The organism is Streptomyces griseoruber (genome assembly GCF_001514205.1).
Lineage (GTDB): Bacteria > Actinomycetota > Actinomycetes > Streptomycetales > Streptomycetaceae > Streptomyces > Streptomyces griseoruber.
Map to the genome: position 1 here is coordinate 228656 of NZ_KQ948770.1, position 13545 is coordinate 242200.

Below are 13545 nucleotides of genomic sequence, written 5' to 3' on the forward strand. Positions count from 1 at the left end.
TGAACGCAAAGAGCGAGCCGTGTTCCGGACACACCGGACACGGCTCGCTCAGGCACTCACGGGGCCGTCCTGTGACGGGGACTCAGGGCGGCGGCCTGCGACTCAGTCGTCCGCTTCCTCGGAGTCGCTCTCCTCTTCGAGCCCCTTCTGTAGGGCGAAGCCCTCGCCCGGGGCCAGCGTGCCGAGGATCCGCTCCAGGTCCTCCACCGAGGCGAACTCGACGGTGATCTTGCCCTTCTTCTGCCCCAGGTCGACCTTCACCCGGGTCTCGAAGCGGTCCGAGAGCCGGGTGGCGAGCTCGGACAGCGCCGGAGAGACCAGAGCACCGGCACGTGGCTTCCGGGCACGCTGGGCCGTCTGCGGCCGGGAGCCCATGAGGGTCACGATCTCTTCGACGTTCCGCACCGAGAGTCCCTCGGCCACGATGCGATGGGCCAGCCGCTCCTGCTCCTCCGCGTCCTCCACGGAGAGCAGTGCACGAGCGTGACCGGCGGACAGCACACCCGCCGCCACCCGGTTCTGGACCGCCGGCGAGAGCTTCAGCAGACGCAGCGTGTTGGAGACCTGCGGACGGGACCGGCCGATCCGGTCCGCCAGCTGGTCGTGCGTGCAGTTGAAGTCCTTCAGCAACTGATCGTAGGCAGCTGCCTCTTCCAGCGGGTTCAGCTGCGCCCGGTGAAGGTTCTCCAGGAGCGCGTCCAGCAGAAGCTTCTCGTCGTCCGTGGCCCGCACGATCGCCGGGATCGCCTCCAGCCCCGCCTCACGGCAGGCCCGCCAGCGGCGCTCACCCATGATGAGCTCATAGCGCCCGGGGCCCAGCTGCCGTACGACGACCGGCTGGAGGAGACCGACCTCCTTGATGGAGATGACGAGTTCTTCCAGCGCGTACTCGTCGAAGACCACACGCGGCTGCTGCGGGTTCGGCGTGATCGCATCGAGGGGGATCTCCGCGAAGTACGCCCCGATGGGCGGCCCGGGCGTCTCCACGACGTCATAGGCCGACGGCTCCTCTGTTTCACGTGAAACAGCCGGCAGTGTGGCCACCTTCGCCGCGGCCACCCCTCGGTCGTTCAGGCCCGGGACGGCCACCGGGGCCGTCGAGCCGGACACCGCGGTCTGCGCCGGCGTCTTCTCCGTGGGGGCGGCAGGGATCAGTGCGGCGAGACCACGGCCCAACCCCCTCCGTCGCTCATTCACTGGATCCCCTCCACCATGCTTGGACTGTTCTGAGCGCCGATATGGGCGTGGGTGGCGTCATAGCTGATACCTACACCCCTCAGCGCGATCTCTCGGGCCGCCTCAAGATAGGAGAGGGCGCCGCTCGATCCTGGATCGTAGGTCAACACCGTCTGCCCATAGCTCGGCGCCTCGGAGATACGGACCGAGCGAGGAATGCTCGTCCGCAGCACCTCGTCACCGAAGTGGGTGCGCACCTCGTCGGCGACCTGGGACGCCAGGCGCGTCCGGCCGTCGTACATGGTGAGCAGGATGGTCGACACATGCAGGGCGGGGTTGAGGTGCCCCCGCACCAGATCGACGTTGCGCAGCAGCTGGCCCAGTCCCTCCAGTGCGTAGTACTCGCACTGGATCGGGATCAGGACCTCCGCGCCCGCCACCATCGCGTTGACCGTCAGCAGGCCGAGCGAGGGCGGGCAGTCGATGAGGACGTAATCCAGCGGCTGCTCATAGGCCTGGATGGCGCGCTGCAGTCGGCTCTCTCGTGCCACCAGCGACACCAGCTCGATCTCCGCACCGGCGAGATCGATCGTGGCGGGGGCGCAGAAGAGGCCTTCGACATCGGGAACCGGCTGGACGACTTCCGCGAGCGGGCGGCTCTCGACCAACACGTCATAGATGGACGGGACCTCGGCGTGATGATCGATCCCCAGGGCCGTGGACGCGTTGCCCTGCGGGTCGAGGTCGACGACGAGGACACGGCCGCCGTGCAGGGCCAGGGAGGCGGCAAGGTTCACCGTCGTGGTGGTCTTGCCGACACCGCCCTTCTGGTTGGCGACCACGATGATCCGGGTCTGCTCCGGACGTGGCAGACCCTCGCCGGCGCGGCCCAGTGCTTCCACCGCCAGTTGGGCAGCACGACCGATCGGAGTGTCGTCCATCGGGGGCGGTGTTTCACGTGAAACATCCTCCCCCAAGGACTCGGTACGGGGACCGGGGACCGGATCGGCCATCGGTCCCGCGATGTTGGCGTCGGACCGCAAGGATTCACTCTCCTCGACTTCAAGCTCGCAATGAACAGAGCCTGCCATGCCTTCGGGGTCGCGAACCAGTGAGGCCTGTTGTTCTGTGGAGAAATCCACCTCTGTGGACAACTCCACCCCCGCATCGAGTGAACCGAGGGGCTTTCGTTTGCGGGGTTCGGCCGCGGCGCGGCCGCGGCCGATGATGCCGTGCAGCAGGGAGCGACGTTTCACGTGAAACACGATGCCCAGCGCCTACGGCCGAACGGACGCGACACTCCGTACGCCGCCACCTCACCTCACCGACGGCTCAACGTCGGCGGCGGGCCCGCCCCGTCCGGGCGGCCTTCGCCCGTTTGGCCGCGAACCGCACACCACCGGGGCTCTCCCCGACCTCGACCCGCACCACCGTGGAGAGCGGATCCACGACGTCCTCGCCCACCTGGAGGATCGAGGTACCGACCGCGCCCAGCTTGCTCAACGCGGTGGCCGCACTCTTCAGCTCTTCCTCGGCGGTGTCGCCCTTGAGAGCGAGCATCTCGCCGTAGGGGCGCAGCAGCGGGATGCCCCAGGTGGCCAGGCGGTCGAGGGGTGCCACGGCGCGGGCGGTCACCACATGGACGGGCGAAAGGGTGCCCATGACCTCCTCGGCGCGGCCACGGACCACGGTGACATGGTCCAGGCCGAGGAGTTCGACCACCTCGGTCAGGAAGTTCGTACGGCGCAGCAGCGGCTCCAGAAGAGTGATCTTCAGGTCCTCGCGCACCAGCGCCAGGGGGATGCCGGGCAGCCCGGCGCCCGATCCCACATCGCACACGGTCACGCCCTCGGGCACGACCTCGGAGAGCACCGCGCAGTTGAGGATGTGTCGCTCCCACAGGCGTGGTACCTCTCGCGGGCCGATGAGACCGCGCTGCACACCTGCCTCGGCCAGGAGCTCGGCGTACCGGACCGCATCCGCGAAGCGATCACCGAATACCTCGCGTGCGACCTCGGGCGCAGGGGGGAGCTCAGCTGCCTCCGTCACGGGGACCGTCCTTCCGTACCGCTTCGGCGCGTCCAGCGCCGACCACCAGAACAACCAGGCTGACAAAGACCGGCCCCGCCTGCGCTACAGACGGGGCCGGGGGTGACGTACGTACCGAATCTAGTCGGGGAGCACGACGACGAAGCGCTGCGGCTCCTCGCCCTCGGACTCGCTGCGCAGGCCGGCGGCCTTGACCGCGTCATGGACGACCTTGCGCTCGAAGGGCGTCATCGGCTTCAGCTTCACGGGCTCGCCGCTGTTCTTGGCGTCGGCCGCGGCCTTGGCGCCCAGTTCGGAGAGCTCGGCGCGCTTCTTGGCCCGGTAACCGGCGATGTCCAGCATCAGCCGGCTGCGGTCCCCGGTCTCCCGGTGCACGGCCAGGCGCGTCAGCTCCTGCAGCGCCTCCAGCACCTCGCCGTCCCGGCCGACCAGCTTCTGCAGATCACGGGTGCCGGAGTCACTGATGATCGACACAGCGGCGCGGTCGGCCTCGACGTCCATGTCGATGTCGCCGTCGAGATCGGCGATGTCCAGCAGACCCTCGAGGTAGTCCGCCGCGATCTCGCCCTCCTGCTCCAGGCGGGTCAGGGTGTCTGCACCCTCGGCAGCGGAGGTGGTGCCTTCCGTCACGGGATGGGCTCCTTCTTACTTCTTGGACGGGGACTTGGGGCGCTGCGGGCCGCCCTTGCGCTGTCCGGACTGGGCCTTGCTGCGACCACCGCCGGTACCGGACTGCCGGGCGGCGCCGGAGGGCTTGTCGTCCTCGGGCTCGTCGGACTTGCTCAGCGAGGTCGTCTCACCGGCCGCCTTCGGGCCGCCGGACTGGCGCTGGGACTTGGACTGCCGCCTCGGCTGCTGGCGCTTGGCGGCGGCCGCGGTCGCGGTCGTGGTCGTGGTGCCGTCCTCGGTCTCCACGACGGTCTGGGCGTCGCTCTTCACCACGGTGCCGTCGGCCTGGGCCGCGAGGCCCGCCTTGGTCAGGCCGTTGATGAACTTACGCTCGGCCTCGTTGCGGTCGCGGCCCTTGGCGACGATGGCCTTGATGATGGTCTTCTCGCTGCGGCGGCGGGTCTTGCCGGCGTGCGTCACGTGCTTGTACAGCCGCTCCAGGTACGCGGCCTGGGCCTTGGAACCCGGGGTCGGGTTGTTGTGGATCACGTACATCTGCTGGCCCATGGTCCACACGTTGGTGGTCAGCCAGTAGACGAGGACACCGACCGGGAAGTTGATGCCGAAGACGGCGAACATGACGGGGAAGACGTACATCAGCATCTTCTGCTGCTGCATGAACGGCGTCTTCACCGAGGTGTCGACGTTCTTCGTCATCAGCTGGCGCTGGGTGAAGAACTGCGAGGCCGACATCAGGACGATCATGATCGCGGTGACGACCCGGACGTCCGTGAGGGAGGCGCCGAGGGCCTGGGCCTCCGAGGCGCTGTCGGTGAACTTCGCCGCCAGGGGAGCACCGAAGATGTGCGCCTTCTGCGCGCTCTCCAGCAGGCTCTGGTTGATCACGCCGATGGTGTCACCGTTCGCGATGCCGTTGAGCACGTGGTAGAGGGCGAAGAAGAACGGGGACTGCGCCAGGATGGGAAGGCACGAGGAGAGCGGGTTGGTGCCCGTCTCCTTGTACAGCTTCATCATCTCTTCGGACTGACGCTGCTTGTCGTTCTTGTAGCGCTCCTGGATCTTCTTCATCTCGGGCTGGAGCGTCTGCATGGCCCGGGTCGCCTTGATCTGCTTCACGAAGAGCGGGATCAGGCAGATGCGGATCAGGATCACCAGAGACACGATCGACAGGCCCCAGGCCCATCCGGTGTCAGGGCCGAAGATCTTGCCGTACACCGTGTGGAACTGGACGATGACCCAGGAGACGGGTGTCGTGATGAAGCTGAAAAGGCTGGCAATCGTGTCCACTAATCATGCTCCTTGGGCATGGGACGGGGTCTCTGCGGCCGGGCTCGAGGAAACCCTCTCCTCGGTGGCCGTTTCGGCGGCGGAGGTCCCGCCCCTGCGTGCACGCCAGGCGTCCCGCAGCATTTCGTGCCACCGCGGGCGCTTCCGCGGCGGGACATGGTCCACACCCCCCAGCGACCACGGGTTGCACCGCAGGATGCGCCAGGCGGTGAGTGCCGTTCCCTTGATCGCGCCGTGCCGGTCGATCGCCGTGTACCCGTAGTGGGAGCACGACGGGTAGTACTTGCAGACCGGCCCGAGCAGTGGACTGATCGTCCACTGGTAGAGCTTGATCAGGGCCAGCAGCGGGTACTTCATCGCGCGCCCCCTCCCAGCAGCCGTTGTAGGGCGGCATCAAGGTCTTGGGCCAGCTGTGCGTGGTCGGCGTCGCCCGCACCGGGCAGCGCCCGTACCACTACCAGGCTACCGGGGGGCAACAGAACGACTCGGTCGCGCATCAGATGACGCAGTCTGCGCTTGACCTTGTTGCGTACGACCGACCCGCCCACGGCCTTGCTCACGACGAAACCCGCACGCGTCGGGGGAGCGCTCTCCCCAGGCGCGTGCGGGTCCGTGGCACCGCTTCGAAGATGGACGACGAGCGTCGGGCGTCCGGCCCGGCGGCCTCGTCGTACCGCGGTCGCGAAGTCCTCGCGCCGCCTCAGCCGGTTCTCGGTGGGCAGCACGACGGCATGACCTGACCGGGATCAGGCGGACAGACGGGCGCGACCCTTGCTGCGGCGGGACGCGAGGATCGCGCGGCCGGCACGGGTACGCATACGCAGGCGGAAGCCGTGGGTCTTGGCGCGACGACGGTTGTTCGGCTGGAAGGTGCGCTTGCTCACTCGGGGGCTCCAGAAATCAAATCGGTGGTGGCGGGTGCCGTCCTGGCTGTCACCGTGCGCCCACGAGTAGCTCTCGCTTACGCCCGAGTGCACCGCTTCCCGATCACCTGACGCGATCTGTGCCCATCGGAGGCAGGCGGCAGCAGCCATCGACAACTCGACCTGGTTACGGTACGCGCGGCTGCGCCATCCGGTCAAACCAGGGGCCACTGAGAGACACTATCCACAGCCTGGGGACAACAACTTGAACCGCACCCGCCGCCCTGACTACCGTGGCTGGACTCCGATTCATTCCTTTGACCCCTGGTTCCCCACTCCGCAACCCGGAGTACCCGGAGTACTCGGCTCCCGCCGAACTGCACCCCGACCCGTCCCGCAACCACACGTGCGTGGGACCCCCCACGAGAGAGCGTGCCCTGTGGCTGACGTACCTGCCGATCTTGCCGCAGTGTGGCCACGCGTACTGGAGCAGCTCCTCGGTGAGGGCCGTGGCCAGGGTGTCGAGGCGAAGGACGAGCACTGGATCCGGCGCTGCCAGCCGCTGGCGCTGGTCGCCGACACGGCCCTGCTCGCCGTACCGAACGAATTCGCCAAGGGCGTACTGGAGGGCCGGCTGGCCCCGATCGTCAGTGAGACGCTGAGCCGTGAGTGCGGCCGCCCGATCCGTATCGCGATCACCGTGGACGACTCCGTCGGCGAGCCCCCGGCCCCGCCGGCGCCCCCGGTCCAGCAGCCGAAGCCGCGCTACGAGGAGCCCGAGCTCCCGTCCGGCCCGTACGACAGCCCGTACGACGAGCCCAAGGGCCGCTACGACAGCACGTACGACAATTCCTACGACAGCCCGTACGACGGGAGCTACGGCCGGCACCGGGCCGAGCAGCACCCGGGTCCCTCCGGCGAGGGCCCGCGCGGGGAGCAGCTGCCGACCGCGCGGCCCGCCTACCCGTCGGAGTACCAGCGTCCGGAGCCCGGCGCCTGGCCGCTGCCCCAGCAGGACGACTACGGCTGGCAGCAGCAGCGGCTCGGTTTCCCGGAGCGGGACCCTTACGCCTCACCGTCCCAGGACCCCTACGGGTCACCGTCCCCGGCCCCGTACTCCCAGGATTCCTACGGTCAGCCACCGCAGGACTACCGGCCGCAGTCGATGGAGCGGCCGCCCTACGACGCCGCCCCCTACGAGCCGAAGCGGCCCGAGTACGACCAGCGGGACGCGGGCCGACGGGAGCTGCCCGAGCCGCCGGCCGGTTCCGGACCGCCGCAGCGGCCGGGCGCCCCCGGGGTGCCCGGGGCGCCGGCCGCGCCGTCGCCGTCGGCGGGCGGACCCGGTGAGCCGACCGCCCGGCTGAACCCGAAGTACCTCTTCGACACGTTCGTCATCGGCGCGTCCAACCGCTTCGCGCACGCGGCCGCGGTCGCCGTGGCCGAGGCGCCCGCGAAGGCGTACAACCCCCTGTTCATCTACGGCGAGTCGGGGCTCGGCAAGACGCACCTGCTGCACGCGATCGGCCACTACGCGCGGAGCCTGTATCCCGGCACGCGCGTGCGGTACGTCAGCTCGGAGGAGTTCACCAACGAGTTCATCAACTCCATCCGCGACGGCAAGGGCGACAGCTTCCGCAAGCGGTACCGCGAGATGGACATCCTGCTCGTCGACGACATCCAGTTCCTCGCGGACAAGGAGTCGACGCAGGAGGAGTTCTTCCACACCTTCAACACGCTCCACAACGCGAACAAGCAGATCGTGCTGTCCAGCGACCGGCCGCCCAAGCAGCTGGTGACGCTGGAGGACCGGCTGCGGAACCGTTTCGAGTGGGGTCTGATCACCGACGTCCAGCCGCCCGAGCTGGAGACGCGGATCGCGATCCTGCGCAAGAAGGCGGTGCAGGAGCAGCTCAACGCCCCGCCGGAGGTGCTGGAGTTCATCGCCTCACGGATCTCGCGCAACATCCGTGAACTGGAGGGCGCGCTGATCCGGGTGACCGCGTTCGCCTCGCTCAACCGGCAGCCGGTGGACCTGGGGCTGACGGAGATCGTCCTGAAGGACCTGATCCCCGGCGGCGAGGACTCGGCGCCCGAGATCACCTCCACGGCCATCATGAGCGCCACCGCCGACTACTTCGGGCTCACGGTCGAGGACCTGTGCGGAACCTCGCGCGGGCGGGCGCTGGTGACGGCCCGGCAGATCGCCATGTATCTGTGCCGCGAGCTGACGGACCTCTCGCTGCCGAAGATCGGCGCGCTGTTCGGCGGCCGCGACCACACCACGGTCATGCACGCCGACCGCAAGATCCGCAATCTGATGGCCGAGCGGCGCTCCATCTACAACCAGGTGACCGAGCTGACCAACCGCATCAAGGCCGGCTGACCGCCGTACGACGCCGCTCAGGGCGCCCCGGGAGCTGCTCCCGGGGCGCCTTCTGCGTGTGCGGGGGAGCCGTGACGCGTCCCCGGAGGGGCCTGGGGACGTCCGTGCGTCCCGGCGGTCCGTCATCCGCTGTTCGATTCCCGGCCGGGTTACGGCCACTCTCCACAGATTCGGTGACTTTTTGCCGTCCACACCCTGGGGACCCGGAAGTTGTCCAGACTGTATCCACAGGCGAGCCTGTGGGAGGAGCATCGGGCCAGGTCAACAGGTTGTGGATTCGTGGACGAAGGGCGTCCACAGGCTGTGGACAAAAAAATGATCCACAGGCTGTGCACGAAGTTGTCCACCGGCAACCCACAGGCCGCGGCCGGTTGTCCCCAGCGATCAGTGGTTTCTCCACATGCCTGTCCACTGTTCGGCAAGCTGGCGCGCCCTCTCACCGGGCCGAGTGAAAGGCGTCACACGAAGTTGCCGGGTTGGCCTGTGGGAAAGACGGGTAAAGCTGGGGACGACGCTGGGGAGAACTCGCCCCTCCCTGTGCACGGAGTGTGCAGAACTTTCCGTTCTCCACAGACGAGCCCGGTTGTCCACCGCCTCCGCCCACAGGGCCAGTGGATAAAAAATCGCCTCTGAGCTGCGAAAACAGGGTTATCCACGGTATCCACAGGCCCTACTACTACTGACGACTAGAGAGAGCTCGGAATCCGTTTCGAAGTGGGTCCTGTGCACAACTCGCTCTCCGGCGTCCGGCTGCCCCTCGTCACGACTTGACCCCGAGAGGCACCTACTGTCAGTGCGGTGCGTCAGACTGGTCCCCGGTGGTCCTTCCCTTCACCGGGGCCGATCACACCGACACCAGACGACGAAGCCAGGCAGGCCGAGAAGCGCCGGCAACAGCAGGAGGCGGCAAGAGTGAAGATCCGGGTGGAACGCGACGTACTCGCGGAGGCAGTGGCCTGGGCGGCGCGCAGTCTCCCGGCCCGCCCGCCGGCGCCTGTCCTCGCGGGCCTGCTGCTGAAGGCCGAGGACGGCGCCCTGAGCCTCTCCAGCTTCGACTACGAGGTCTCCGCACGCGTGTCCGTGGAGGCCGAGGTCGAGGAGGAGGGCACGGTCCTCGTCTCCGGCCGCCTGCTCGCGGACATCTGCCGCGCCCTGCCCAACCGGCCGGTGGAGATCTCCACAGACGGTGTACGGGCGACCGTGCTCTGCGGCTCCTCGCGGTTCACCCTCCACACCCTGCCCGTGGAGGAGTACCCGTCGCTGCCCCAGATGCCGAACGCGACGGGCACCGTCCCCGGTGAGGTCTTCGCCTCCGCCGCCGCCCAGGTGGCCATCGCCGCCGGGCGGGACGACACGCTCCCCGTCCTCACCGGTGTGCGCATCGAGATCGAGGGCGACACCGTCACCCTCGCCTCCACCGACCGCTACCGCTTCGCGGTCCGCGAGTTCCTGTGGAAGCCGGAGAACCCGGACGCCTCCGCGGTCGCCCTGGTGCCCGCCAAGACGCTCCTGGACACCGCCAAGGCCCTCACGAGCGGCGACAGCGTCATCCTGGCGCTCTCCGGCTCGGGCTCGGGCGAGGGTCTGATCGGTTTCGAGGGCGCGGGCCGCCGCACGACCACCCGCCTCCTCGAGGGCGACCTGCCGAAGTACCGCACGCTGTTCCCGACCGAGTTCAACTCCGTCGCCGTGATCGAGACCGCCCCCTTCGTGGAGGCCGTCAAGCGTGTGGCCCTGGTCGCCGAGCGCAACACCCCGGTGCGGCTCAGCTTCGAGCAGGGCGTGCTCATCCTGGAGGCCGGCTCCAGCGACGACGCACAGGCTGTGGAGAGGGTCGACGCTCAGCTGGAGGGCGACGACATCTCGATCGCCTTCAACCCGACCTTCCTGCTGGACGGCCTGAGCGCCATCGACTCCCCGGTCGCCCAGCTCTCCTTCACGACGTCCACCAAGCCGGCGCTGCTCAGCGGCAAGCCGGCGCTGGACGCCGAGGCGGACGACGCCTACAAGTACCTGATCATGCCGGTGCGGCTGAGCGGCTGAGCGGCCCGGTGTTGTCCACAGGCCGTGGAGAACCGACTCCCGGCCTGTGGGCAAACCCGCTGGTGAGCCCGCATGTGGGGCGGTACGTCTGAGCGCGTATGCCCACAGGTGTGCGTGACCGTCCGGGTTTAGGCTCGGACATGGGTACGAAGGTGCCCCACACGCCACACAGCGACCTAAGGAACAACTGATGGAGCTCGGTCTCGTCGGCCTCGGCAAGATGGGCGGCAACATGCGCGAGCGGATCCGCCGCGCGGGCCACACCGTCGTCGGATACGACCGCAACCCGGACCTCGCCGACGTCCACAGCCTCGAAGAACTCGTGGGCAAGCTCAAGGGCCCGCGCGTGGTGTGGGTGATGGTCCCGGCCGGTGCCGCCACCCAGTCGACGATCGACGAGCTGGCCGAGCTGCTGGAGCCCGGCGACGTCGTCGTGGACGGCGGCAACTCCCGCTGGACGGACGACGAGAAGCACGCCGGGGAACTGGCCGCCAAGGGCATCGGCTTCGTCGACTGCGGGGTCTCCGGCGGCGTCTGGGGCCTGGAGAACGGCTATGCCCTGATGTACGGCGGCGACGCGGAGAACGTCGCCAAGGTGCGGCCGGTGTTCGACGCGCTCAGGCCCGAGGGCGACTTCGGCTCGGTGCACGCCGGCAAGGTCGGCGCCGGCCACTTCGCCAAGATGGTCCACAACGGCATCGAGTACGCCATGATGCAGGCCTACGCCGAGGGCTGGGAGCTGCTGGAGAAGGTCGACTCCGTCACGGACGTGCGCGAGGTCTTCCGCTCCTGGCAGGAGGGCACCGTCATCCGGTCCTGGCTGCTCGACCTCGCGGTCAACGCCCTCGACGAGGACGAGCACCTCGACAGGCTCAAGGGCTTCGCGCAGGACTCCGGCGAAGGCCGCTGGACCGTCGAGGCCGCCATCGACAACGCCGTGCCGCTGCCCGCGATCACGGCCTCGCTGTTCGCGCGGTTCTCCTCCCGCCAGGAGGACTCCCCGCAGATGAAGATGATCGCGGCGCTGCGCAACCAGTTCGGCGGCCACGCGGTCGAGACGAAGTAACGGCCCGAGAACCCTGGGGGAGGTCGGCGAACGACCATGCACGTCACGCATCTGTCGCTGGCCGACTTCCGCTCCTACGCCCGGGCCGAGGTCACGCTCGACCCGGGCGTCACCGCCTTCGTCGGCCCCAACGGCCAGGGCAAGACCAACCTCGTCGAGGCCGTCGGCTATCTCGCCACCCTGGGCAGCCACCGGGTCGCCTCCGACGCGCCCCTGGTCCGCGTGGGCGCCGACCGCGCGATCATCCGGGCGCAGGTCCGGCAGGGCGAGCGGCAGCAGCTGGTCGAGCTGGAGCTGAACCCGGGCAAGTCCAACCGCGCCCGCATCAACCGGTCCTCGCAGGTCAGACCCCGGGACGTGCTGGGCATCGTACGGACCGTGCTGTTCGCGCCCGAGGACCTCGCGCTGGTCAAGGGGGATCCCGGGGAGCGGCGGCGGTTCCTGGACGAGCTGATCACCGCGCGGTCGCCGCGGATGGCGGGTGTGCGGTCGGACTACGAGCGCGTCCTCAAGCAGCGCAACACCCTGCTGAAGTCCGCCGCGCTCGCGCGGCGGCACGGTGGGCGGTCCATGGACCTGTCGACGCTCGACGTGTGGGACCAGCACCTCGCGCGCGTGGGGGCCGAGCTGCTCGCCCAGCGGCTCGACCTGGTCGCGGCCGTCCAGCCGCTGGCCGACAAGGCGTACGAGCAGCTGGCGCCCGGCGGGGGGCCGCTGGCCCTGGAGTACCGGCCGTCGGCGCCCGGTGAGGCGCACACCCGCGAGGATCTCCACACGCAGCTCATGGCGGCGCTCGCGGACGCCCGCAAGCAGGAGATCGAGCGGGGTGTCACCCTCGTGGGTCCGCACCGGGACGATCTGCTGCTCAAGCTCGGTCAGCTGCCGGCCAAGGGATACGCCTCGCACGGCGAGTCCTGGTCGTACGCGCTCGCACTGCGGCTGGCCTCCTACGACCTGCTGCGGGCCGAGGGCAACGAGCCGGTGCTGGTGCTCGACGACGTCTTCGCCGAGCTGGACGCGCGCCGCCGGGAGCGGCTGGCCGAGCTGGTCGCGCCGGGGGAACAGGTGCTGGTGACCGCGGCGGTCGACGACGACGTACCGCGGGTGCTGAGCGGGGCGCGGTACGCGGTGGCGGACGGGACGGTGGAACGCGTATGACCGAGCAGGAGCCCCGCAGGACCCCCGAGCCCTCCGGCGTCGACCTCGCGCGCGTGGCGCTGAGGGCGGCGCGCGAACAGGCACGCGCGCGTGGGGACGCCGCGCAGCAGAAGAAGCAGGCGCGGCGCGGGGGCGGTCTGCGCTCCGGCGCGCGGGCGGACGGGCGTGACCCGATGGCGCTCGGCGCGGCGATCAACCGGCTGCTGAACGAGCGCGGCTGGGAGGCGCCGGCCGCGGTGGGCGGGGTGATGGGGCGCTGGCCCGAGATCGTCGGCGAGGACGTGGCCAAGCACTGCGTGCCCGAGCGGTACGACGAGGACGAGCGGGTCCTGGTCGTGCGCTGCGACTCCACGGCCTGGGCGACGAATCTGCGGCTGCTGGCCCCGACCCTGGTCGCCCGGCTCAACGAGGACCTCGGGCACGGCCGGGTCAGACAGATCAAGGTGCAGGGTCCCGGCGGCCCCGTGCGCCGTTACGGCCCGCTGCGCGCCCCCGGATCGACCGGTCCCGGCGATACCTACGGGTGATCTGTGTCACGTGGGGACGGCCGGGGTGGCACGCGCGTACCGCCCCGGCCGTCTTTTCGTATGTCCGGAAGGTGCCCGTCGTCTGTCCGCGGGATGCCCGGCGGAAGCCCGCCGGAGTGCGCCGTCGGTCGCCGTCATTCGCCCACAGCCTGTGGACAAGCGCTCAAACCGCCCGCACACGGGGCCGATTTCCGACCTGACCCGTCGGTAGCCAAGGGTTGACACCCGGAAGCGCTGAGTGCCTCCGTGAGCCCCTCGAAGCCCCCTTCCGTATATCGGGACCCGTCGGAGACCGGTTGAGGGCGGCACATCCGGACTCAGGTACCGGCAAACCCCCATCACTGTCAGTGCTACCGGTAG

At 69.3% G+C, this 13545-nt stretch carries 13 protein-coding genes; 5 read left to right on the forward strand and 8 right to left on the reverse strand.

Features of this window, described 5'->3' with window-relative positions; translation table 11 throughout:
* Positions 1 to 102: 102 nt before the first annotated feature.
* From AQJ64_RS21645 to rpmH, 8 genes are all read right to left on the reverse strand, one after another.
* Complete coding sequence (locus AQJ64_RS21645; protein ID WP_055632127.1) at positions 103 to 1197, reverse strand: ParB/RepB/Spo0J family partition protein; 1095 nt, start codon at positions 1195 to 1197, stop codon at positions 103 to 105.
* Entirely contained in the window at positions 1194 to 2267 is a 1074-nt protein-coding gene (locus AQJ64_RS21650; protein WP_079061860.1) for an AAA family ATPase, read from the reverse strand. Before AQJ64_RS21650 ends, AQJ64_RS21645 begins: the two co-directional genes overlap by 4 nt.
* A gap of 241 nt (positions 2268 to 2508) precedes the next feature.
* On the reverse strand, positions 2509 to 3225 hold the full coding sequence (gene rsmG / locus AQJ64_RS21655) for a 16S rRNA (guanine(527)-N(7))-methyltransferase RsmG (RefSeq protein WP_055632125.1): 717 nt from the start codon (positions 3223 to 3225) through the stop codon (positions 2509 to 2511).
* 120 nt (positions 3226 to 3345) lie between these two features.
* Positions 3346 to 3855 carry a Jag family protein gene (locus AQJ64_RS21660; protein WP_055632124.1) on the reverse strand — a complete coding sequence of 170 codons (510 nt, stop codon included), beginning with the start codon at positions 3853 to 3855 and terminating at the stop codon, positions 3346 to 3348.
* Between the two features lie 15 nt (positions 3856 to 3870).
* The gene (gene yidC / locus AQJ64_RS21665) at positions 3871 to 5142 is read right to left on the reverse strand and encodes a membrane protein insertase YidC (RefSeq protein WP_055632123.1); all 1272 of its coding nucleotides are present in this window, start codon (positions 5140 to 5142) and stop codon (positions 3871 to 3873) included.
* 3 nt (positions 5143 to 5145) lie between these two features.
* A complete protein-coding gene (gene yidD, locus AQJ64_RS21670) occupies positions 5146 to 5499 on the reverse strand; it encodes a membrane protein insertion efficiency factor YidD (protein ID WP_055632122.1) in 354 nt (117 codons plus the stop codon).
* Positions 5496 to 5867: a ribonuclease P protein component gene (rnpA, locus tag AQJ64_RS46200; RefSeq protein ID WP_079061828.1), complete on the reverse strand. Its 372-nt coding sequence runs from the start codon at positions 5865 to 5867 to the stop codon at positions 5496 to 5498. Before rnpA ends, yidD begins: the two co-directional genes overlap by 4 nt.
* Positions 5868 to 5888: 21 nt before the next feature.
* Positions 5889 to 6026 (reverse strand): 50S ribosomal protein L34, encoded by a 138-nt coding sequence (rpmH, locus tag AQJ64_RS21680; RefSeq protein ID WP_003956500.1) that lies wholly within the window; start codon positions 6024 to 6026, stop codon positions 5889 to 5891.
* Positions 6027 to 6444: 418 nt separating this feature from the next.
* Between rpmH and dnaA the strand changes: the two genes are divergently transcribed.
* The 5 genes from dnaA to AQJ64_RS21705 all read left to right on the forward strand — a co-directional run bounded on the left by dnaA (position 6445) and on the right by AQJ64_RS21705 (position 13185).
* Positions 6445 to 8391, forward strand: a complete 1947-nt coding sequence (dnaA, locus tag AQJ64_RS21685; RefSeq protein ID WP_079061830.1) for a chromosomal replication initiator protein DnaA — start codon at positions 6445 to 6447, stop codon at positions 8389 to 8391.
* Positions 8392 to 9303: 912 nt separating this feature from the next.
* Positions 9304 to 10434: a DNA polymerase III subunit beta gene (gene dnaN, locus AQJ64_RS21690; RefSeq protein WP_055632119.1), complete on the forward strand. Its 1131-nt coding sequence runs from the start codon at positions 9304 to 9306 to the stop codon at positions 10432 to 10434.
* A gap of 190 nt (positions 10435 to 10624) precedes the next feature.
* Positions 10625 to 11500 (forward strand): phosphogluconate dehydrogenase (NAD(+)-dependent, decarboxylating), encoded by an 876-nt coding sequence (gene gnd, locus AQJ64_RS21695; RefSeq protein ID WP_059202882.1) that lies wholly within the window; start codon positions 10625 to 10627, stop codon positions 11498 to 11500.
* Positions 11501 to 11536: 36 nt separating this feature from the next.
* A complete protein-coding gene (gene recF, locus AQJ64_RS21700) occupies positions 11537 to 12658 on the forward strand; it encodes a DNA replication/repair protein RecF (protein ID WP_055632117.1) in 1122 nt (373 codons plus the stop codon).
* On the forward strand, positions 12655 to 13185 hold the full coding sequence (locus AQJ64_RS21705; protein WP_055632116.1) for a DciA family protein: 531 nt from the start codon (positions 12655 to 12657) through the stop codon (positions 13183 to 13185). The genes recF and AQJ64_RS21705 overlap by 4 nt, the downstream gene beginning before the upstream one ends.
* Positions 13186 to 13545 lie beyond the last annotated feature (360 nt).

What these genes read in the sequence shown, in the direction of transcription:
- AQJ64_RS21650 (WP_079061860.1), bottom strand. Translation starts at nt 2,267, where the DNA reads ATGGCAGGCTCTGTTCATTGCGAGCTTGAAGTCGAGGAGAGTGAATCC.
- yidD (WP_055632122.1), bottom strand. Translation starts at nt 5,499, where the DNA reads ATGAAGTACCCGCTGCTGGCCCTGATCAAGCTCTACCAGTGGACGATC.
- gnd (WP_059202882.1), top strand. Translation starts at nt 10,625, where the DNA reads ATGGAGCTCGGTCTCGTCGGCCTCGGCAAGATGGGCGGCAACATGCGC.
- recF (WP_055632117.1), top strand. Translation starts at nt 11,537, where the DNA reads ATGCACGTCACGCATCTGTCGCTGGCCGACTTCCGCTCCTACGCCCGG.
- AQJ64_RS21705 (WP_055632116.1), top strand. Translation starts at nt 12,655, where the DNA reads ATGACCGAGCAGGAGCCCCGCAGGACCCCCGAGCCCTCCGGCGTCGAC.